The sequence below is a fragment of the Ruegeria sp. ABF4_144 genome, from assembly GCF_056160045.1.
On sequence record NZ_JBSWWK010000001.1, the window covers coordinates 1,825,847 to 1,847,436 of the forward strand.

Consider the following 21,590-nt stretch of genomic DNA (forward strand, 5'->3'; position numbering starts at 1 on the left):
GCGAAGGAACTCTTGCACATTTTCCTTGAACCTCAAAGCACTATGGGCGGGTTAGACGCGGCCCTTACGCGTAGACAGCAACAGATTGGTCTCAGACTTGGTGATCCCCTCCATCCGCCGGATTTGAAACAGAACTTCGTCAAGCTCAGCCAGAGTTTCGGTTCCGATTTCGGCGATAAGATCCCAGCTGCCGTTTGTTGTATGCACAGCGCGCACCTGGCGCAGGGCAGCAATTCGGGCCATTGTGCGCTCGGTGCCGCGGCCTTCAATTTCCAACATCATCAGCCCGCGCACTGGGCTTTCCGCCACATCCTGACGGGTCAAGACGGTAAAGCCAACAATCTCACCGGATTGCTTCAGGCGTTGCAGACGACTGCGGACGGTCGTGCGGGTGACCCCTAAGGTCTCGGCCAGTTCGGACAGAGACGCCCGAGCGTCCCGGTGCAGTGCATTCAACAACCTACTATCCAAATCGTCCATGTTGATTTCTCATTTTGTAAACACGAATTTCATTTTGAGCAAATTGACCTCTTCTCGCAACCCTATGCGAAACTCTAAATAGTCGTATGGAGAACAAACACGTAATTTTAGCCGGCGCTCCGATGGACGCGGGCAAGCGGCGTCAAGGCTGTCGGATGGGGCCTGATGCCTATCGCGTGGCTGGTCTGGGTGAGGCCTTGGCGGATCTAGGGCATCAGGTGACCGACCTTGGCGACATCAGCCCTGACGAGACGGGCACCCCGGAACACACACATCTTTTCGCCCTGCCCGAGGTTATCGGCTGGACCAGCGCACTGTGCCGCGCTGCGCAAGAAACCGCACCGAAGGGTCTGCCGATCTTCATGGGCGGCGATCATGCGCTATCGATGGGCACCGTCGCAGGAATGGCCTCTCATGCCGAACAGATCGGGCGGCCTTTGTTCGTGCTTTGGCTGGATGCCCATAGCGACTTTCATACGCCCGACAGCACCGACAGCGGTAATCTGCACGGTACACCGGTGGCATATTTTACCGGCCAGCCAGGTTTCGACGCTTTTCCAACTGTGCCAGCCCCGGTGCCAACCGACCGCGTCGGTATGATCGGCCTACGCTCGGTCGACCCCGCTGAACGCGCCCGACTGGAACAAGACCATGCCATGTTGGCAGATATGCGCAGCATTGACGAACACGGAATCAAAGCACCCCTGATGGCTTTTCTGGATCGGGTTCGGGCAGCCAATGGTATTTTGCACGTCTCTCTTGATGTTGATTTCCTCGACCCCTCCATCGCCCCCGCTGTCGGCACCACTGTTCCCGGCGGCGCCACAGAACGCGAGGCGCATCTGGTGATGGAGTTGCTGCACGAAAGTGGTCTCGTTTGTTCGCTGGATCTGGTCGAGCTGAACCCGTTTCTCGACGAACGTGGCCGCACTGCAAAACTGATGGTCGATCTGGCCGCCTCATTGCTGGGCCGCCGCATCTTTGACCGCCCAACCCGGAGTTTCTGATGCAGTCTCTGCAAGCCCCTTCAGCCGTCGTGATGATCCGTCCCCATGCGTTTACGTCGAACCCAGAAACACACGGCGACAATGCGTTTCAGACGCTCTCTACGCACGCGACACCCTCTGTTGCAGCGCGCGCGGAACATGACACGGCGGTCGCTCAGTTACGCGATGCTGGCGTAAGGGTTCACGTTTTCGACGATCACGGTGAGCAAGACACGCCTGACAGCGTTTTTCCGAACAACTGGTTCTCGACCCATCCTGGTGGGCATGTGGCGATTTATCCGATGTATGTTCCGTCGCGCCGTCGCGAGCGCCGGGCGGATGTAATCGAAGTGTTAAAACAGGAATACCGCGTTCAGGACGTGATCGACTATTCCGGTCTGGAACAGGACAAGCTGGCGCTGGAAGGTACTGGCGCAATGGTTTTGGATCACATTGGTCGCGTGGCTTATACGGTCAAATCCAACCGTGCCGATCCCGTTCTGCTGGAACGTTTCTGCACCCACTTCAACTATGAGCCCATGGTGTTCGAGGCAAAGGATGCCACCGGGCGCGACGTCTATCACACCAACGTTCTGATGGGTATCGGCACCAACTACGCACTAATTTGTCTGGATATGATCACCGACGCGGAACGGCGCGCAACGGTCCAGGCGCGGCTTGAGGAAAGCGGTCGTACCGTCATTGATCTGAGCCACGAGCAGATCGCCGAGTTTGCCGGTAACGCAATTGAGCTTAGCGGGCGTGACGGTCTGGTTTTGGCGCTCTCCAGTCGGGCGCTTTCCGCGCTTACACCCAAACAAATCGCCACAATCGAGGCCAGCGCCACGCCGCTGCCGCTCTCGGTTCCGACCATTGAAACTGCCGGTGGATCCGTGCGCTGCATGATTGCAGGCATCCACCTGTCCCGCCGATAGGAGACCCCGATGCAACCTTCTGACAAGGCGCTTGTGCCCTTCGTATCCGTCGACAACATGATGCGTCTGGTGCATCATGTCGGGGTCGAGCAGATGATCACTCAGATCGCTGCTCAGATCGAATCCGATTTCAAACGCTGGGAGAGCTTTGACAAAACCCCGCGCATCCCGGCCCACTCGCCGCATGGCGTGATCGAGCTGATGCCGACATCGGACGGAGAGGCTTACGGGTTCAAATACGTAAACGGGCACCCCAAGAACACGTCTGAGGGGCTGCAAACCGTCACCGCCTTTGGTCTGCTGGCGGATGTTTATACGGGCTACCCTACTCTGCTGACCGAAATGACCATGCTGACCGCGCTGCGAACTGCGGCAACCTCGGCGCTGGTCGGCAGCTATCTGGCGCCGAAATCATCAACAGTCATGGCCATGATCGGCAATGGTGCGCAGTCAGAGTTCCAGTGTCTGGCCTTCAAGGCGATGTGCGGGATCACCACCGTTCGTCTCTATGACACTGACAGCAATGCGACCAAGAAATGCGCCGCCAACCTGCAAGGGACTGGCCTGACCGTTGTGCCCTGCTCAACCCCCGAAGAGGCCATCGAGGGCGCGCATATCATCACCACCTGTACGGCTGACAAGAAAAACGCCACGATCCTGACCGACAACATGGTCGGCCCCGGCGTGCACATCAACGCAATCGGCGGCGACTGTCCAGGCAAGACGGAACTGCACCGCGATATCCTTCTGCGCTCGGACATCTTTGTTGAATACCCTGAACAGACGCGGATCGAAGGCGAGATTCAGGCGCTGGATGACGATCATCCAGTGACCGAGATGTGGCAAGTCATAACAGGACAAGCCGAGGGTCGCCGCGACGACCGTCAGATCACTCTTTTCGACAGTGTGGGTTTCGCGATCGAGGACTTTTCGGCCCTTCGCTATGTCAAGTCTGCCATTGAAGGCACCGATTTCTTTGAGCCTTTGGACATGCTGGCTGACCCTGATGACCCACGAGATCTGTTTGGGATGCTGATGCGGGCAAGCTAAAGAACCCGCAAATAGCATTACCTTGCCCCCGGCCAATCGCCGGGGGCTTTTTCTATCCGGCCAAGGACGGCAGGTAGAGAACAATCCCTGGGAACGCCACAAGCAGCGCAATAGTGACGCCGTCAGCGATGAAGAACGGGGTTACGCCTTTGAATACATCCTGCACGCTCAGGTCCGGGCGCACGCCGGCGACCACGAAACAGTTCAGGCCAATGGGTGGTGTAATCAGGCAAAACTCTGCCATTTTTACCACCAATATACCGAACCAGATCGCGCACATCGGGCCGGACATGCCAAAGGTGCTGTCTGCCGCGCTGACGCCCTCGCCTCCGTTCAGGGCCATTACCGCTGGGTAGACCACGGGCAATGTCAGCAACAGCATCCCGATGGCATCCATGAACATACCAAGCACTGCATAAGCCAGAAGGATGCAGATCAGGATCAGCATCGGAGACATTTCCAATGAGGTGATCCAGTCCGAAAATGCCCCCGGCAAGTCGGCGAACCCCAGAAACCGGACGTAGATCAGAACACCCCAAATGATCGAGAAGATCATCGCTGTCAGCTTGGCGGTTTCCAGCAGCGCAGATTTCAACTCGGTCCACCGCATCCCGTGAAACAAGGCAAAGCAGAAGACGATGAATGCTCCGATCGCACCGCCTTCTGTCGGAGTGCCCCAGGCGCTTTCTCCAAATGGGTTGTAGACAAAGCAGATGATGATCAGGATCACGGCCACGATTGGAAAGGCGCCGGGTAACGAAGCAAAGCGCTGCTTCCATGTGAAACCCTTGACTGGGGGGCCAACGTTTCTGAAGAACACCGCGATACCGACGATCAGCAACCCGTAGATCACCGCCGAAAACGCGCCCGGAATGAAACCGGCCAGCAGTAGCTTGCCCACGTCCTGCTCAACAATGATAGCGTAGATTACAAGGATGGCTGAAGGCGGGATCAGCGAGGCCAGCGTGCCGCCTGCGGCGACCACCCCGGCGGCGAATTGTTTGTTGTAGCCAACCTTCAGCATCTCGGGGATGGCGATCCGGGCGAAGACGGCAGACGTGGCGACGGACGCGCCCGACACCGCGGCGAACCCGGCGGTCGCAAACACTGTCGAAACCGCAAGCCCGCCCGGCACCCACGCCACCCAGCGTTTGGCCGCCTCAAACAGTGCGCGCGTGAGGCCCGCATAATAGGCCAGATAACCGATCAGGATGAAGGTCGGGATCAGGCTGAGCGCATGGGCGGCGACTTTCGAATGTGGCACCTGCCCCGCCGTTTTGACAGCAACCGTCAGCGCTTTGCCGAAACGGTCAGGGTCGTATCCGAACTTGGCCCAGAATATCCAGACAAGCCCCACCAGCCCCGCAAGACCCGCCGCGAAAGCCACGCGCATGCCCGTGACCACCAGAACCAGCAGGCCAGCGGTGACCCACAGACCAATGTCTATCGTGTCCATTCGCTAGTCCTGCCCTTCAAATTGCTCGGCTTCGGCCGCGGCCTGAGCAGCGGCGTCCTGTATCAGAGGCACCGCCACCGGGTGTTCCAACCCCAGCACAAAGGCACGCCCATAGCCCCAGATCTGCAGGACCAACCGCACACACAGCACCGAAAACGCCACCGGTGCCAGCAGCTTGGCCGGCCACAGAGGAATGCCGATGTCAATCGAACTGTCCCGGCTCCAAAGCGGTGCACCAAAATCGAAAGAGCGGTCGAAATGGGACCAGCTGCCCCAAACAAGCGCCAGCATCAGCACAAGGATCAGAACGACCGAAATCAGCTCGAACAGCCACAACGCCCGGCCATGCAGGCGTGAGATGACGATATCCATTCGGATGTGACCGCCTTCGCGCTGCACATAGGAGATACCCAGAAAAGCGATTAAGGGCATGGCTTGTTCTATCCAGTCCACGTAGCCCGGCAGCGGCGCATTGATCGCGTTGCGCCCACTAACCGAGACCACGGCCAGCACCATCAGCCCGAAAACGGCCAAACCGCTGATCAGCGCAAGAAACTGCTCTAACTTCAATAGATGACGGTCCAGACGGCTAAGCCGACTGCCGTCCTCAAGCACCGTGGCCTGTCCTGCCATTCCGGTGATCCCCTGTTTTGGTATTTGTGTCCGGGTGCCCGTTCAGACACCCGGACGGGGCAATCAGTTGCCGCCGCGCTGTTGTTTCAGTGTCGTCTGAACCAGATCATAGAGGTCCTGCGCCGGAAGCCCCTGCGCGGACATGTCGGCAATCCACTGTTCACGGATTGGATCAGCTGCCTTGGTGCGGAACTCTTCGATTACGGCGTCGTCGATCTCGACCTTTTGGACACCCTTTTCATCAAGAACGCTGTCCCATTGCTCAAGAAGCCCGCTGTAATTCGCAAGGTAGTGATCAATCGCCTCGCTGATCGAGCTGTTCAACGCTTCTTTATGTTCGGCAGGCAGTGCCTCATAGGCTTCGATGTTCACCACAACCGGGCAGTTTACTGTACCGGGGTTCAGGTTGGCGGTCCACCAATCAGCTTCGTTGATCGTGCCAAAAGACAGGTGCGCGTGCTGGGCAAAGGCGACTGTATCGACGACCCCAGACTCCATCGCATTAAACGCTTCGGTTGCGGGAACCGAAGTCGGCACCCCTCCGACTGCTTCGAACGCCTGACCCAAACCACCGGTCGCACGGACACGCATCCCATCGAACTCGGCCAGTTCATCGCGCGGTTCACCGGTGCCAACGATGTTGTACTGCGGCATGGGCGAAGTCATGATGATGCGCGCGTTCCACTGCGCCATCTCATCCTTGACCGCCGGGTGATCATAGACGGCATGGCTGACGGCAACTTCTTCTTCCAAGGTGTTCACACCCAGAAACGGCAACTCCAACACAGTGATCGCGCGGTTTTTGTCACGGTGGTAACCGGCACAGAACTGGGCCATCTCGAAGGCGCCGATCTCGATTCCATCAAGGTTTTCCTTAGGCTTGGACAGGCCGCCATAGCTGACATTGATGGTAAATTCGCCACCTGTCTTTTCGCTGACCAGTTCAGCCAGCTTTTCAACATGTTCGGTAAAGGCGCGGCGCTTGCCCCAAACCGAGGCATTCCATTCGGTTGCTGCGGCCTCAGAGACGAATGCAACACCCAAGGCGGCGACTGCAGCGCCGCTTAAAATCTTTTTCATGATGAGTTCTCCCTTTGCTGCGCTTCTTGTTCAAGCGCTTGAGATTCAAGCTAGCGCCAACATCGAAATGTGCCAACCCTGAACGCGTCGCTACACCGGCGACCGCCAGCGCTAACAACCAAAAGGTGAATTAGCTGCGGTGAAAACTGCAAAAGAACACCATCGACTCACCCATAAAAACCATGACAGCCTTATCATTGTTTTTATTGTATCTTTTAAACAACAATGCCACTTGATTTACTAAATTACCTACCACGATAAAATTTATTTACAAACAAATGCAGGAATTTCGGTAATTTATTTCATTGTTTTCAGTTCTTCGTATTATCCGTACTAGGGAGGAAACGGATCGACAGCGCTCGCAAGGCGGGCAGTATTGATCCAGAATATTCAGTCCAGAGGGAGGAGCCTCAAGATGACAACCGCTGCCAAGGCAGATGCCAACGTCTATCCGCCGTCCGCCGAAACCGTTGCGCGCGCGCATATCGATGCTGACAAGTACAATGAAATGTACGAGGCCTCGATTGAAGATCCCGTCGCGTTCTGGGGTGAACAAGGCAAGCGGATCGACTGGATCAAGCCCTACTCCCAGGTAAAGGATGTCAGCTATGACTTTGGTTCGGTCAATATCAACTGGTATGCCGACGGCACGCTGAACGTTTCTGCCAACTGCCTGGATCGTCATCTGAAAACACGCGGCGATCAGACCGCGATCATCTGGGAGCCGGATGATCCAAATGATCAAGCGCAGCACATTACTTATGCAGAGCTACACCGCCGCACCTGTCGCATGGCCAACATCCTGGAATCGATGGGCGTACGCAAAGGTGATCGTGTCGTCATTTACCTGCCCATGATCCCTGAGGCGGCTTATGCGATGCTGGCCTGCGCCCGTATAGGCGCAATCCACTCGATCGTGTTCGCCGGCTTTTCTCCGGACGCTCTGGCAGCCCGTGTTAACGGTAGTGACGCCAAAGTCATCATCACCGCCGACGAAGCACCGCGCGGCGGTCGAAAGACACCGCTGAAGTCGAACGCGGATGCCGCACTGCTGCATTGTAAAGACACAGTAAAGTGTCTGGTCGTTAAACGGACGGGCGGTCAAACCACATGGGTTTCAGGCCGGGATTTTGACTACAACGAAATGGCGCTTGAGGCGGACGACTACTGCGCACCTGCCGAGATGAACGCAGAAGATCCGCTGTTCATTCTCTACACATCGGGTTCGACTGGTCAGCCGAAGGGGGTGGTTCACTCCAGTGGCGGCTATCTGGTCTATGCCGCGCTGACCCACGAAATCACATTCGACTACCACGAAGGTGACGTGTACTGGTGCACCGCCGATGTGGGCTGGGTCACCGGACACAGCTATATCGTCTATGGTCCGCTGGCCAACGGCGCAACCTCGGTTATGTTCGAAGGCGTCCCGACTTATCCGGATGCAGGTCGTTTCTGGGAAGTTTGTGCCAAGCACAAGGTCAACCAGTTCTACACTGCGCCGACCGCCATTCGCGCCCTGATGGGTCAAGGCAACGAATTCGTCGAAAAGCACGATCTGAGCGACCTGCGCCTGCTGGGCACGGTGGGTGAACCGATCAACCCGGAAGCGTGGAACTGGTACAACGACGTTATCGGCAAAGGTAAATGCCCCATCGTCGACACCTGGTGGCAAACTGAAACCGGTGGTCACATGATGACTCCCCTGCCCGGCGCGCATACCTTGAAACCGGGTTCGGCTCAAAAGCCCTTCTTCGGCGTGAACCCTGTTGTTCTGGATCCTCAGTCCGGAGTTGAGATCAACGGCAACGGCGTCGAAGGTGTTCTGTGCATCAAGGACAGCTGGCCGGGCCAAATGCGCACCGTCTGGGGCGATCATGAGCGGTTCGAGAAAACTTACTTCTCGGATTACAAAGGATACTACTTCACTGGCGACGGTTGCCGTCGTGACGAAGATGGTGACTATTGGATCACCGGTCGCGTTGATGATGTGATCAACGTATCCGGTCACCGTATGGGCACCGCCGAAGTTGAAAGCGCACTGGTGGCGCATGCCGCCGTGGCCGAGGCCGCAGTGGTGGGTTATCCCCATGAAATCAAAGGGCAAGGCATCTATTGCTATGTCACTCTGATGAATGATCGCGAGCCCAGCGACGAGCTGATGAAAGAGCTGCGCACCTGGGTCCGGACCGAGATCGGCCCGATCGCGTCTCCGGATGTGATCCAATGGTCTCCGGGTCTGCCCAAGACCCGTTCGGGCAAGATTATGCGCCGTATCCTGCGCAAGATAGCCGAGAACGACTTCGGCTCACTGGGTGACACCTCGACATTGGCCGATCCGTCGGTGGTCGATGATCTGATTGCAAACCGCGCGAACAAGTGAGGATGTGATGGACGCTGCCGCTACCACTACTCCCGCCGTTCTGATCCTTCTCGGCCCTCCGGGCGCCGGGAAGGGCACGCAAGCGCGTATGCTGGAAGACAAGTTCGGGCTGGTTCAGCTCAGCACCGGCGATCTGCTGCGCGAAGCCGTTGCTGCAGGCACCGAGGCTGGTCTGGCCGCCAAGGCCGTGATGGAAGCAGGCGATCTGGTCAGTGATGAGATCGTCATTGCCATCCTGCGCGACCGTATGGCCCAACCGGATTGTACCAAGGGCGTCATTCTGGATGGCTTCCCGCGCACCACGGTTCAGGCCGAGGCGCTGGACGGCCTGCTGGCATCTTCGGACCAAAAGATCAGCGCCGCGATCAGCCTTGAAGTTCAGGACGCCGAAATGGTGATCCGTATTTCAGGCCGGTACACCTGCGCCGGCTGCGGTGAAGGCTACCACGATCAGTTCAAGCAACCTGCCGAGGAGGGCAAGTGCGACAAGTGTGGCCACAGCGAATTCAAGCGTCGCGCGGACGACAACGCCGAAACCGTCGCGTCCCGCCTCGCTGCGTATCATGCCCAAACGGCACCGCTGATTGACTACTATCAGACCCAAGGCGTGCTGAAAGGCATCGACGCCATGGGTCAGATCGATGACATCGCCAACGACCTGCAAGGGCTCGTGCGCGGGGTCATGAATTAAGGGGAGAAGATAAGCCCATAGGGCTTTGATCCTACAACGGAATACTTCAAAGGACCCGCCTTGGCGGACCGGTGAAGTTTTGCCTAACGCCAACCGGTGTTCGGCACAATCGAGAAGCGGCCCGAAGCGCTGGAGGAGTTGGGTGACGGGCCGCCCAACGAGGAATCAAGGAGGAACCCGCAATGGCGGATAATTCTACAAACTCCGCGCAGACTGCCGAGTCCGATAAGGGCTATTGGCAGGCCAACCTGCGCCTCATCTACATCAGCCTCGTCATCTGGGCGCTGGTGTCGTTTGGATTCGGCATTCTGCTGCGTCCGCTACTGTCGGGTATCGCCGTGGGCGGAACCGATCTGGGCTTTTGGTTCGCTCAGCAGGGATCGATTCTGGTCTTTCTGGTGCTGATCTTCAACTACGCCTGGCGCATGAACAAGCTGGACGCCGAATACGGCGTAGACGAAGAGTAAGGGAGAGCGGGGACAATGGATCAGTTTACCATCAACCTGCTGTTTGTTGGCGCATCTTTCGCGCTATACATCGGCATCGCGATCTGGGCCCGTGCGGGTTCCACATCGGAATTCTACGCCGCGGGTCGCGGCGTTCACCCGGTCACCAACGGTATGGCGACCGCGGCGGACTGGATGTCCGCGGCCTCGTTCATCTCGATGGCAGGCCTCATTGCCTTTACCGGCTATGACAACTCAACCTTCCTGATGGGTTGGACCGGTGGCTACGTGCTGCTGGCTCTGCTGCTTGCGCCTTACCTGCGTAAGTTCGGCAAATACACCGTCTCGGAATTCATCGGCGACCGCTTCTACAGCCAGACCGCACGTATCGTTGCTGTGATCTGTCTGATCGTCGCGTCGGTGACTTACGTTATCGGTCAGATGACCGGCGTGGGCGTGGCCTTTGGCCGCTTCCTCGAGGTCTCGAACACTTCCGGTCTGCTGATCGGTGCCTGTGTCGTGTTTGCCTACGCGGTGTTCGGCGGGATGAAGGGTGTGACCTACACCCAGGTTGCTCAGTACTGCGTGCTGATCACAGCCTACACCATCCCGGCGATCTTCATCTCGCTGCAGCTGACCGGCACGCCGATTCCGGCCCTGGGTCTGTTTGGTGACACCGCAAGCGGTGAGCCCCTGCTGACCAAGCTCGACGCGATCGTGACCGAGTTGGGTTTTGCTGACTATACGGCGCACCACTCGAACACGCTGAACATGGTTCTGTTCACGCTGTCGCTGATGATCGGTACTGCCGGTCTGCCGCACGTGATCATGCGCTTCTTCACCGTGCCAAAAGTGTCTGACGCTCGTTGGTCCGCTGGCTGGACGCTGGTTTTCATCGCTCTGCTGTACCTGACCGCCCCTGCGGTTGGCGCAATGGCGCGTCTTAACATCACCGACATGATGTGGCCCAACGGTGGCATCGAGGGTGGCGCTGTTTCGGTCGAGGAAATCGACACCGATCCGCGTTATGACTGGATGAAAACTTGGCAGAAAACCGGTCTTCTGGATTGGGAAGACAAAAACGGCGACGGCAAGATCCAGTACTACAACGACAAGTCCGAAGCCATGCAGACCATCGCGGAAGAAAAAGGCTGGGTCGGTAACGAGCTGACCAAGTTCAACCGTGACATTCTGGTTCTGGCCAACCCCGAAATCGCCAACCTGCCGGGTTGGGTGATCGGTCTGGTTGCGGCTGGTGGTCTTGCGGCTGCTCTGTCGACTGCTGCGGGCCTGTTGCTGGCGATTTCGTCCGCTGTGTCTCACGACCTTGTCAAAGGCGCAATCAACCCGCAGATCTCGGAAAAAGGCGAGCTGATGGCAGCTCGGGTCGCAATGGCTGTGGCTATCGTTGTCGCGACCTATCTGGGTCTGAACCCACCGGGCTTTGCGGCTCAAACCGTGGCCTTGGCCTTCGGTCTGGCGGCTGCCTCGATCTTCCCGGCGCTGATGATGGGGATCTTCTCGACCCGCATCAACAACACCGGTGCGGTTGCAGGTATGCTGGCAGGTCTGACGGTCACGTTGGTCTACATCTTCCTGCACAAGGGCTGGCTGTTCATTCCGGGCACCAACTCGTTCACCGATGCTGACCCGCTGCTGGGTCCGATCAAGTCGACCTCGTTCGGTGCGATCGGTGCGATGATCAACTTTGCAGTAGCATATGTTGTCGCCGGCATGACGAAAGAGACCCCGCAGGAGATCGTGGAATTGGTCGAAAGCGTTCGCATTCCCCGTGGCGCGGGCGCAGCTCAGAACAAATGAGCATGATGCGGCATATGGTTAACTTCCATGTGCCGCATTTTTCGATCTACTACTCCCGTCCGGCATACCACCGGGCGGGATTTTTCAACCCAAGACCCGGGATTTCTCGATGCCCCTTTCAAAAGACCAGATCACTCGGTTTCTGAAATCCGTACACCCTTATGACGCCCTGCCCGCCCAGGCACTGGACGATCTGGCCAAACAGATCGAGGTGCGAGAAGTTGAGGAAGGGTCCCCGGTCTACAAATTGGGTCACGCCCTGCCCGGCGTTTTCCTGATCTACGAAGGTCAGGTTGAGATTACGGATGAAAACGGCGCAGTGGTCTCTCATCTTGGGCTCCGAAACTCTTTTGGTGAGCGCGGCCTGCTGAAAGACGGCAAGGCTGCAACACACGCGCACGCAGATACTCCGACCGTTCTTTTTGTTTTGCCTCCCTCTGTGGTGCGTCAACTGATCGACGACCATGACTTCGTCGCCAAGTTCTTTGACCGAACACGCGGCGAACGCTCTGGGCCGCAAAGCCTCGCCACCAGTGCGATTGATGTCCTGATGGCCCGCAACCCTGCCACCTGCCCCGCGGCGATGCCCGTTCAGGAAGCCGCGCGACTGATGCGGAACCGCCATATCTCAAGCCTCTGCGTGACCGAGGGAGAGTCGTTGTTGGGTATCGTCACGCTGCGCGACATCTCGGGCAAATACGTGGCGGACGCGATGCCCGAGAATACGCCCGTGTCGGCAATCATGACCGCTGATCCGATCACCCTGTCGCCCTCCGATATCGGCTCGGATGTGCTGCATGTGATGATGGAGCGCGGGATTGGTCATATCCCGGTCGCCGAGGGCGGCAAGCTGGTCGGCATCGTGACACAAACCGACCTTACCCATTATCAGGCCGTCAGTTCGGCAGAACTGGTTCGTCAGATCGCCCTAGCCAATTCGGCGGCTGAAATGGCGCAGGTCACCGCCGAAATCCCGCAATTGCTGGTGCAATTGGTTGCGGCGGGAAACCGGCACGAAATCGTCACCCGTCTAATCACCGACATTGCCGATACCGCCACCCGGCGGCTGCTGGCCTTGGCCGAAAAGAAATTCGGTCCGGCACCGGTGCCCTATTTGTGGTTGGCCTGTGGCTCGCAAGGCCGTCAGGAACAAACCGGTGTTTCGGATCAGGACAACTGCCTGGTTCTGGACGATAGCGTGACCGAGGCCGACATGGCCTATTTCACGGAACTGGCGAAATTTGTTTCGGACGGGCTGGATACCTGCGGATATTTTTATTGCCCCGGTGATATGATGGCGACCAATCCCCGCTGGTGTCAGCCGGTGAGTGTATGGCGCGACTATTTCGAGGGCTGGATCGCAAAGCCGAACCCCGAAGCACAGATGTTGGCATCGGTCATGTTCGACCTGCGCCCTATCGGTGGCGCGTTTGAATTGTTTACTGATCTTCAGACCGACACGTTGGCCGCCGCCAATGCGAATTCGATCTTTGTGGCGCATATGATCTCGAACTCGCTGAAGCACACGCCTCCGCTTGGCCTGCTGCGGGGCTTTGCCACCATCCGCTCGGGCGAGCATCGCAACACGCTGGACTTGAAACACAACGGCGTGGTGCCTGTGGTCGATTTGGCCCGCGTCTACAGCCTGCAAGGCCAACTGACCGAGGCCAACACACGCGCCCGCCTGAAAGCCGCCGAGGCTGCCGGTGTGCTCAGCCCTTCAGGTGCACGAGACATTCTGGACGCCTATGATCTGATTGCCGAAACCCGGCTGGAACATCAGGTAAGGCTGGTCAAATCCGGCGAAAAGCCCGACAACTATCTTCCGCCCTCCGCTCTGTCGGATTTTGAGCGAAGCCATCTGCGCGACGCCTTCGTTGTTGTAAAAACAATGCAATCGGCGGTGGGCCATGGCAAAGGTATGCTGGGCTAGGTCGCAACAACACTAAACGGACGCAAGCGTCCGAACTTCGGAGAGACACATGTTTCTGGAACTGATCGGTACCATCTTTGCAGGCTTCGCCTTTGCAGGCGTGGTGATGGTAGTGAACAAATTGACAGGCGGCCGCCTACCCCGCTGGGCGGCTCCGGTCGCTGCGGGCCTCGGCATGATCGGCATGACCATCGCCAGCGAATATTCCTGGTATGACCGCACGGTCGAGACGCTGCCTGAGGGCATGGAAATCGTGCAAGAGGTCGAAAGCCGCGCCTTCTATCGCCCGTGGACCTATGCCGTGCCCTTCGTAGACCGTTTCGCGGCGATCGACACGGTCTCGGTCCGGACCAACGAACAGGTTCCCGCGCAACGGCTTGTAGACGTGTATTTCTTTGGTCGCTGGGCTCCGATTTCGAAACTACCCGTGGCTGTTGATTGCGATGCCAACAGCCGCGCCAGCTTGGCAGATGGTGTCGAGTTCGGTGACGATGGCCATTTACAGAACGTCGATTGGCTGAATGTCGAGGACGGTGACCCAATTATCGAGGCAACCTGCGGAGTGTAACATGCTGACCCGGCTAAGCCTGCGCATTCGTATTTTCCTGTTCTTCTGCCTGCTCGCTTTGGGTGGGTTGGCAGTCAGCTCTCTGGCGCTTTGGATCAGCTACAGGCGTACTGCGGACCCGGCTCTGGCAAATGCGTTTATCTTTGCCGAAATCATAATGGGGTTCGGATTTGTTGCCCTGATCGTCGCGGTCTGGTTGCTGTTTGACGACAACGTCGCCAAACCGATTGAACGCTTGTCGGCGCAGCTGCGCGCCCGGGCCCACGCAGGGGTCAGCACAGATGTCGATATGCAGGCGGCGCGTTATTTGGGCGATCTGGCCCCGGCCGCGGCCGGACTGGCCGATCAATTGTCAGGCAAGACGATGGATGTCGCCGAAGCGGTGGCAGCAGAAACAGCTCACTTAGCCGCCGAAAAACAACGGCTGACAGCGTTGCTGACTGAGATTCCCGTGGCGATGGTTTTGGCCAGCCCCACCCATAAGGTCGTTCTTTACGATGGTCAGGCCGCCGGGGTTCTGGCCCAGATTGCGCATCCCCGCCTGAACGCCTCACTTTTCGAGTACCTGCAGCCTACAGCGTTGCAAAACGCCTATGAAAAACTGTCGAAAACCGGGCTTGAGGTCGCCTGTAACTTGACCAGCATCGACGGCGCGCAGACCTATTCCGCAAGGATGAAACCGCTGGGCGACGCCCCAGGTTACTTGCTGATTTTTGACGAAAGCGCCGCCAACATCGAACCCGAGGCAGCGCGGCCTTTGGTCTATGATTTCGACCTGCTGAACAGCGCCGCCGGCGGGCAATTCGAAACGCTTGCGCTTCAAGATTTGTGTTTTGTCGTCTTTGATACTGAAACCACCGGGTTGCTGCCGCATAAGGACGAAATCGTTCAGGTCGGTGCGGTTCGCGTGGTCAATGGCCGTATTGTCGAGGGTGAGAAGCTGAACATGTTGGTCAATCCCGGCATGCCCATCCCTCCAGCCTCGACCAAGGTACATAAGGTCAGCGACAGTATGGTCAAAGATGCGCCGGATATTGCTGAGGCTGGTCGCACCTTTCACCAATTCGCGCGGGATGCCGTGATCGTGGCTCATAACGCGCCCTTTGACATGGCCTTTCTGCGGCGCCACGCCAAGCGAATGGATGTTGAATGGGATCACCCCATTCTGGACACGGTCCTGCTCTCTGCTGTTCTGTTCGGGGCCAGTGACAAACACACGCTGGATGCCCTTTGCGAAAGATTGGAAATCACCATCCCGCACGAGTTGCGCCACACCGCGCTGGGGGATGCGGTTGCCACGGCGCAGGCATTGGTCAAGATGCTGCCGATGCTGAACGCACGCGGCATGACGACCTTTGGCGCCGTCATCGAGGCCACCCGGCAGCATGGCCGTTTGCTGGAAGATCTGAACTAACCGTCAAAATATTCGGATGAAATTCAGCTTTTCATGGACAATCTTGGTTGGCCGTGGCACCTGATGCGCGGCCACTGAACGAGCGCGTCATGACGGAAAAGACTTTCACCCCTACCCCGGATCAAAGCCCCGCGTTTCGCGAGGCATTGGGGTGTTTTGGTACTGGCGTTACCGTCGTCACGACAAGTTCGGCAAACGGGCCGCGCGCCATCACCGTCAATTCGTTTTCGTCAGTATCCCTGGATCCGCCGCTGGTTTTGTGGTGCCTGGCTAAGGATTCCCACAGGTTCACCTCTTTCAACGCCTGCCAGCACTATTCCATTCACGTGATGGCCGAAGAGCAGCAAGACCAAGCGTTGCGGTTCGCACGCGACGGGCTGGATTTCTCACACGCCATTTGGGAAACCGATCACAAGGGGCGCCCGCATCTTGCAAACTGTCTGGCCCGATTTGACTGTCAGCTTCATGCCAAACACGAAGCGGGGGATCACCTGATCCTGGTTGGTGAGGTTGAGCAGGTCATGTACCGCACAGGCAAGGGCCTGATCTTCAAACGCGGGCAATTCGGCGGGTTCGCGGACCTGCTTTAATCGTCCAGCGATCCGTGGACGGCCAGCGCCTCAAGCTGCGTTTCCTGTGGTGTGATGATGCGAAAGGCCTCATGTACGCCGCTGTCGGACAATTCACGCGCAACGGTCAGCAGCGTATTCGGCGCGTGTTCCTCGCACAGTTCCGCCATATGAATGATCTCGGACTGCGCCACACCTAACGCGGCCTCGACCGACGGCGCGCCGTAGAACTGCACGAAATGCTCAGCAAGGTTTTTCGCGATCTGGTCCATCTCGGCCTGCTCAATCTGAGTGACAGCGACGAAAGTCACCCGCCCGAAGGTTTCCGCACCCAACCAACCGTTTGAAAAGGCCTGTCGCGCCTTGCCCTCAAGATCGGCTTGTCCCCAGTTCGAAAACTCGAACCCGCCCGAGATGCACCATTCGCCGGTCCGGGCCGGAGAATGGAACACGTTCATGTCGCTTTCGTCGAAATGGATCGCGCGGGCCAGTTTCATTTTGGGTTCTCCAACAGTTCGGTCAAGGGACGCAGGCGGGTTTCGGCACCGTCACGGATCAGCATCCCGAACCGTTCATCCGCTCCAAGAAAAACACCCGCCTCAACGGGTTCTCCAACACCGCGCAGCAGGCCCATCCATTCGCCGTGCAGGGGAGCATTGCCGTCCTCCTGCCAACGGTTCAGCCAGGTCAGCATATGTCGCGACCAGCTTTCAACCAGTTGCACCGGTGATACTTCGGCGCAGCCTTCATCGTACAGCGCCGTGACATCCGGCGTTTCCCCCGGTGCGCCGCTGGTTTGCATCAATGCCAGTTCCCAGCCTACGACCAACCAGTCAGGGTCTTCATCCGGATTTGCTGTGGATGCCGCAACGCGGAAGTCACCACATCTCGCGCCGTTCACGCAGATCAACCCGTCCCAGCCCAGATGCACCGCGACCTCGGGCGGGGCCAGTGCGCCCAGCGCGTTCTGAAACCCGACGGCGCACAAAGGCAGCATCGCCATAGCGTCCTGCAGAGGAACCTCGGGCGCAAATACAATTGCAGCTCGCAGCCTGTCGGCCTGAACGTTGTACACAACCGACCCGGCATCACAGCCCAGCGCGGCCATGGCCTGCGCGCGGTCGAACGGGTCTTCCCCACCCTGCACCGGGTGGCCTGACAGCAAGGGAGGAAAGACCGGCTGGTTCATGCGTTGCCCTTGGCGATCATGTCGCGGGCGATTTTGCGGAACGCGTCGGCCTGCGGACTGTCGGGTTTGCTAACAACGATGGGGGCACCGCCGTCCGCCGCCACTCGGATATCCAGGTGCAGCGGTATTTCACCCAGCAGTGGAACGCCCAGCGCCTCGGCTTCGGACTTCACGCCACCATGACCGAACACGTGTTCCTCATGCCCGCAATTGGAACAGATGTGAGTCGACATGTTCTCGATCATCCCGACGATCGGTGTCTTGAGCTGATTGAACATGTCGATACCCTTGCGGGCGTCGATCAGGGCCACGTCCTGCGGGGTTGAGACGACAATGGCACCGTCCACCTTAAACTTCTGGCTGAGCGTCAGTTGCACGTCGCCAGTGCCGGGCGGCAAGTCCACGATCAACACGTCCAAAGCTCCCCATTGCACCTGATTCATCATCTGTTGCAGCGCACCCATCAGCATCGGGCCACGCCATACAACCGCCTGCCCTTCATTGGTCATCAACCCCATCGACATCATCGTCACGCCGTGATTGCGCAGCGGCAGTATAGTTTTGCCATCGGGGCTGGCCGGACGACCCGAGACACCCAGCATCCGGGGTTGCGACGGACCATAGACGTCAGCGTCCAACAAACCTACGCGACGACCCTCAGCTGCCAAGGCGCAGGCGAGGTTGGCCGACACGGTGGATTTACCGACGCCCCCCTTACCCGAGGCAACGGCAATGATCCGATCCACGCCGGGAACAGCCTGCGGGCCGGTTTGCGAGGGTTTGGGCTTGGGTTTCAGGTCCGGCGGCGCCTTGTCGGAGTGCGCAGTCAACATAGCCGAGACCTTGGCTACCCCGTCTACCATCTGCGCCGCCTTTTCAGCGGTCTCGCGGACCGGCTCCATCTTTTCGGCGTGCTTGGGATCAATCTCCAAAACAAATCGAACAGTGTCGCCTTCTACGTTCAGCGCACGCACCACACCTGCGCTAACGATGTCCTGACCGGACACAGGATCAGTGATCTTTTTCAGGTTCGCCAGAACCGCGTCACGAACACTCATGCCATTACCCCTTTGACTTGCCCCAACACGAGGTTGCGTTTCATTGCATGTGTCTCCGTCTCATTCAGTTCATTTGACGCATTCGGGGCCGGGCCGTTAGGCTGGGCCATGCGCTTTGTCCTCTTGTGCCTGAGCCTGACGCTCTCTGCTAGTCCCTCTTGGTCGCAAGAGGCATTGGGATTGGTCGCCCCGGCCGAGGTGAAAGACTCTGGTCTGTTGCAACATATCCTTCCACGCTTCTCTCTCAAGACCGGGATACGCGTTATTGCAGATGACACGGGGGTTTTAGTGCTGGAATCCGTGCCTCCGGGTGATCCGGTCTTTGCCCGCGACGGTGTAGTCTATCACCTACGGATCGAAGAAGACGCCAGACACGAACGGTTCCGCGATTGGTTGCTGTCCGATATCGGCAAGAAGACGGTCGAAAGCTTTACACCTGAACAGGGTGCGCCCTTCTCTGCCCGTTTCGAGGTCACAGCGGCACAAGCCGACACAGTGATCGACGGTGACACCGCCCGGGGTGAGGAGCTGTCGATGACCCATTGCGGGCGTTGCCATGTGATCGGGCCAAAAAACCGCATGAACGGGTTGGGCTCGACGCCTTCGTTTGCCGTGTTGCGTGCGATGCCCGACTGGTCAGAACGGTTCGAGGCGTTCTTTGCCCTGAACCCGCATCCTGCCTTCACACAGATTGACGGGCTTACTCCGCCTTTCGACCCTGCGCGTCCTTCGCCCATCCATCCCGTTGAGATGACCTTGGAAGAGCTGGAGGCAATCCTTGCCTTTGTCTCAGTCATCAAGGCCGCTGATCTGGGCGCTCCACTACAGCTTCAGTGATCCTTTCGTTTTGAGAAATAGTCCTCGGTCGTGACTACCTTGGGTTTTGGATTGGACTGGAACGGGTTGTCCTGCATCTGGAACTGCGCGTTGACACGGCAATTGTCACACATCTGGATCATCCGCGCCTTGTCCGAGGTGGCAAACATCGGATGCGTGCCTGACAGTTTCTCCATGATCCGTTCGACCGTGGATTTCACGCCGAACAAAGCACCGCATTCGACACAGGCAAACGGTTCCTCTTCATTCAGCACTTGCTGCGACAAGGCCGCATCGCTCAGGTCAAGCTGCGGGACCAGTGTAATCGCATCCTCGGGGCAGATGCCCTTGCACAGCCCACATTGCAGGCAGGCGTCCTGCTGAAAGTTCAGCTGCGGTTTGTCGGGGTTATCAACCAAAGCACCGGACGGGCAGAGCGACACGCAGCTGAGGCACAATGTGCAGGCATCCGTATTTACCGCCACGGCCCCATAGGGTGCGTTCTCAGGCAAGGGCAACGGGGCCTCCGCTTGTGGATTCAGCGCCTGCGCCGACAGCCGCGCGATTTGTCTGCGGTTGCCCAACGGCAGCACCGGGTCGGCAAGTGGTGGCAGGACATCCCGTGCGTAAAGCAGTTCCGCCATGGCGTCCGGATCGACCTCATCCATCAGCCCAACTTTGCCCTGCCCGGCGATCGCCTGCGCCAGTGCCAGTTCCCGGTCCAGCGCGTCTCGTTCGGTGGTCGGCGCTAGCAGTACGTCGACACGCGCAAAACCATGGGCCAGCGCAGCCAGCATCTCAGCATGGCCAAAGCCCGAGATCACGTTCAACTCCAACGGAATGACATCCGCAGGAAGACCACGACCAAACCGGGCGGCAAGCCGTATCATCTCGGCCCCGTGGGCATCATGCACCAACAGCCGCGGTACAGTGCCACCCGCGCGCCTGTACGTGCGCGCTAGAATATGCATCCGCGACACTAAAGCCGATACTGGCGGATCTTCGTAGGTGATCGCAGTTGACGGGCACACCGCTGCGCATTCCCCACACCCAGCACAGATCATCGGATCGATGGTCACGTACTCACCAGCGGGAGTGATGGCGCCTGTCGGACAGATATCCAGACAGTTGGTGCAGGCCACCTGTTGCGCACGGGAATGAGCGCACAGCGTCTCTTCCATCCGAACGTAGAGAGGTTTTTCGAAGGTCCCAACCAGTTGCACTGCCTCAAAGGCCAGACGTTCCACGGCAACGGCATCCTTGGGATCGGCGCGCAAGTATCCTTCACGTTTGGCAGGAGCCTGCACAAACGGTGCGCCACCAGCTAAGTCAATCACAAGGTCACAAGAGGATTTGGCCCCATCGCGCGGCTCGGACCACTCAAAAGCACCGCGCCCCCCCGGTTCGGTCTGCTTTAAGGCATCTATTCGCAGCGAGAAGCCGCCCAGCGCGCCATTCAGTGACCGCAAGCTCCCACGCACCACGTCAAAGGCACGTGACAATGGTTGCGCATCATCTGTTACCAGCACCGTAACCGCCAGCGAAGTCGCCAAACGTTCGGCTAGATCGAAGCACGGCTCCCCGGGTCCAACAATAAAACAGGTGCCCTCGCTGAACACATCTACGCTGGGTGTAATCGGCTGCGGCAGCATCGCCTCTGCGGCCAGTGCAGCCATCTTGGGCGCCGCATCTACACCCTGGTCAGACCAACCGGCGCGGTCACGCAGATCTACAAACCCCGGCTCTTGGGAGTTCACTTCCTCCGCAATTGCTCTGAAGACATCCTGCTCCTGTCCGCAGGCGATCACGGTATTTCCGTCCTTGAGAAGCTTTGCCGCGACCTCCAACTCTGACGTGCAAAGGGCTGTGTGAACCTTGGAACACTGCACCGCACAGGCAGACTCTATATTCTCGGCATCTATGTTTTGCGTCCCCGCGCAGTTACATAGCAAAAGTTTGGTACTCATATCCTCCCCCGGACATATTCCCTACATTGAGCACCTTAGACTGTCTCGGCGGCTTGACAACGCGAACGCGTAAAAAACCTTGGATACCCGCGTGAAACCAACCAAATACTCGACAATT

General features: G+C 58.2%; 20 protein-coding genes. 12 read left to right on the plus strand and 8 right to left on the minus strand.

The window, feature by feature from the left end; all coding sequences use genetic code 11:
* Positions 1 to 51: 51 nt before the first annotated feature.
* On the minus strand, positions 52 to 480 hold the full coding sequence (locus ACXAGD_RS09230) for an Lrp/AsnC family transcriptional regulator (protein ID WP_170324645.1): 429 nt from the start codon (positions 478 to 480) through the stop codon (positions 52 to 54).
* An 86-nt stretch (positions 481 to 566) separates the two neighbouring features.
* Between ACXAGD_RS09230 and rocF the strand changes: the two genes are divergently transcribed.
* Genes rocF through ACXAGD_RS09245 form a run of 3 tightly spaced genes read left to right on the plus strand, consistent with a single transcriptional unit; the run spans position 567 to position 3,451 of the window.
* The gene (gene rocF / locus ACXAGD_RS09235) at positions 567 to 1,487 is read left to right on the plus strand and encodes an arginase (protein ID WP_475209933.1); all 921 of its coding nucleotides are present in this window, start codon (positions 567 to 569) and stop codon (positions 1,485 to 1,487) included.
* Positions 1,487 to 2,401 (plus strand): citrulline utilization hydrolase CtlX, encoded by a 915-nt coding sequence (gene ctlX / locus ACXAGD_RS09240; protein ID WP_475209935.1) that lies wholly within the window; start codon positions 1,487 to 1,489, stop codon positions 2,399 to 2,401. The genes rocF and ctlX overlap by 1 nt, the downstream gene beginning before the upstream one ends.
* Positions 2,402 to 2,410: 9 nt before the next feature.
* Entirely contained in the window at positions 2,411 to 3,451 is a 1,041-nt protein-coding gene (locus ACXAGD_RS09245; RefSeq protein ID WP_475209937.1) for an ornithine cyclodeaminase, read from the plus strand.
* Between the two features lie 52 nt (positions 3,452 to 3,503).
* Here the strand turns inward: ACXAGD_RS09245 and ACXAGD_RS09250 are convergent, their stop codons facing one another.
* From ACXAGD_RS09250 to dctP, 3 genes are all read right to left on the minus strand, one after another.
* The gene (locus ACXAGD_RS09250; RefSeq protein WP_475209939.1) at positions 3,504 to 4,907 is read right to left on the minus strand and encodes a TRAP transporter large permease; all 1,404 of its coding nucleotides are present in this window, start codon (positions 4,905 to 4,907) and stop codon (positions 3,504 to 3,506) included.
* A gap of 3 nt (positions 4,908 to 4,910) precedes the next feature.
* Positions 4,911 to 5,540: a TRAP transporter small permease subunit gene (locus ACXAGD_RS09255; RefSeq protein ID WP_475209941.1), complete on the minus strand. Its 630-nt coding sequence runs from the start codon at positions 5,538 to 5,540 to the stop codon at positions 4,911 to 4,913.
* Between the two features lie 63 nt (positions 5,541 to 5,603).
* Complete coding sequence (gene dctP / locus ACXAGD_RS09260) at positions 5,604 to 6,620, minus strand: TRAP transporter substrate-binding protein DctP (RefSeq protein WP_475209943.1); 1,017 nt, start codon at positions 6,618 to 6,620, stop codon at positions 5,604 to 5,606.
* Between the two features lie 415 nt (positions 6,621 to 7,035).
* Between dctP and acs the strand changes: the two genes are divergently transcribed.
* From acs to ACXAGD_RS09300, 8 genes are all read left to right on the plus strand, one after another.
* Entirely contained in the window at positions 7,036 to 9,000 is a 1,965-nt protein-coding gene (gene acs, locus ACXAGD_RS09265; RefSeq protein WP_475209944.1) for an acetate--CoA ligase, read from the plus strand.
* 7 nt (positions 9,001 to 9,007) lie between these two features.
* Positions 9,008 to 9,691, plus strand: coding sequence for an adenylate kinase (locus ACXAGD_RS09270; RefSeq protein WP_475209945.1), 684 nt, complete (start codon positions 9,008 to 9,010; stop codon positions 9,689 to 9,691).
* Positions 9,692 to 9,873: 182 nt separating this feature from the next.
* On the plus strand, positions 9,874 to 10,158 hold the full coding sequence (locus tag ACXAGD_RS09275; protein WP_475209948.1) for a DUF4212 domain-containing protein: 285 nt from the start codon (positions 9,874 to 9,876) through the stop codon (positions 10,156 to 10,158).
* A gap of 15 nt (positions 10,159 to 10,173) precedes the next feature.
* Complete coding sequence (locus tag ACXAGD_RS09280) at positions 10,174 to 11,958, plus strand: sodium:solute symporter family protein (RefSeq protein ID WP_475209950.1); 1,785 nt, start codon at positions 10,174 to 10,176, stop codon at positions 11,956 to 11,958.
* 109 nt (positions 11,959 to 12,067) lie between these two features.
* Positions 12,068 to 13,891, plus strand: coding sequence for a DUF294 nucleotidyltransferase-like domain-containing protein (locus ACXAGD_RS09285; protein WP_475209952.1), 1,824 nt, complete (start codon positions 12,068 to 12,070; stop codon positions 13,889 to 13,891).
* 49 nt (positions 13,892 to 13,940) lie between these two features.
* A complete protein-coding gene (locus ACXAGD_RS09290) occupies positions 13,941 to 14,459 on the plus strand; it encodes a hypothetical protein (RefSeq protein WP_475209953.1) in 519 nt (172 codons plus the stop codon).
* A gap of 1 nt (position 14,460) precedes the next feature.
* On the plus strand, positions 14,461 to 15,873 hold the full coding sequence (locus ACXAGD_RS09295) for a 3'-5' exonuclease (protein WP_475209955.1): 1,413 nt from the start codon (positions 14,461 to 14,463) through the stop codon (positions 15,871 to 15,873).
* Positions 15,874 to 15,962: 89 nt separating this feature from the next.
* Positions 15,963 to 16,463, plus strand: coding sequence for a flavin reductase family protein (locus ACXAGD_RS09300; protein WP_475209957.1), 501 nt, complete (start codon positions 15,963 to 15,965; stop codon positions 16,461 to 16,463).
* On the opposite strand, the gene ACXAGD_RS09305 is transcribed toward ACXAGD_RS09300, so the two are convergent.
* From ACXAGD_RS09305 to ACXAGD_RS09315, 3 genes are read right to left on the minus strand one after another with little or no spacing between them, the layout of a single operon-like run.
* On the minus strand, positions 16,460 to 16,939 hold the full coding sequence (locus ACXAGD_RS09305) for a DUF6505 family protein (protein WP_475209958.1): 480 nt from the start codon (positions 16,937 to 16,939) through the stop codon (positions 16,460 to 16,462). The genes ACXAGD_RS09300 and ACXAGD_RS09305 overlap by 4 nt on opposite strands.
* Positions 16,936 to 17,631: a biotin/lipoate--protein ligase family protein gene (locus ACXAGD_RS09310; RefSeq protein ID WP_475209959.1), complete on the minus strand. Its 696-nt coding sequence runs from the start codon at positions 17,629 to 17,631 to the stop codon at positions 16,936 to 16,938. The genes ACXAGD_RS09305 and ACXAGD_RS09310 overlap by 4 nt, the downstream gene beginning before the upstream one ends.
* Positions 17,628 to 18,689: an Mrp/NBP35 family ATP-binding protein gene (locus ACXAGD_RS09315; protein ID WP_475209961.1), complete on the minus strand. Its 1,062-nt coding sequence runs from the start codon at positions 18,687 to 18,689 to the stop codon at positions 17,628 to 17,630. Before ACXAGD_RS09315 ends, ACXAGD_RS09310 begins: the two co-directional genes overlap by 4 nt.
* Before the next feature lie 108 nt (positions 18,690 to 18,797).
* On the opposite strand from ACXAGD_RS09315, the gene ACXAGD_RS09320 reads away from it, so the two are divergent.
* Complete coding sequence (locus ACXAGD_RS09320; protein WP_475209962.1) at positions 18,798 to 19,526, plus strand: c-type cytochrome; 729 nt, start codon at positions 18,798 to 18,800, stop codon at positions 19,524 to 19,526.
* Here ACXAGD_RS09320 and ACXAGD_RS09325 read toward each other — a convergent pair.
* A complete protein-coding gene (locus tag ACXAGD_RS09325; protein WP_475209964.1) occupies positions 19,520 to 21,472 on the minus strand; it encodes a 4Fe-4S binding protein in 1,953 nt (650 codons plus the stop codon). The two genes, ACXAGD_RS09320 and ACXAGD_RS09325, sit on opposite strands and share 7 nt — an antisense overlap.
* Positions 21,473 to 21,590 lie beyond the last annotated feature (118 nt).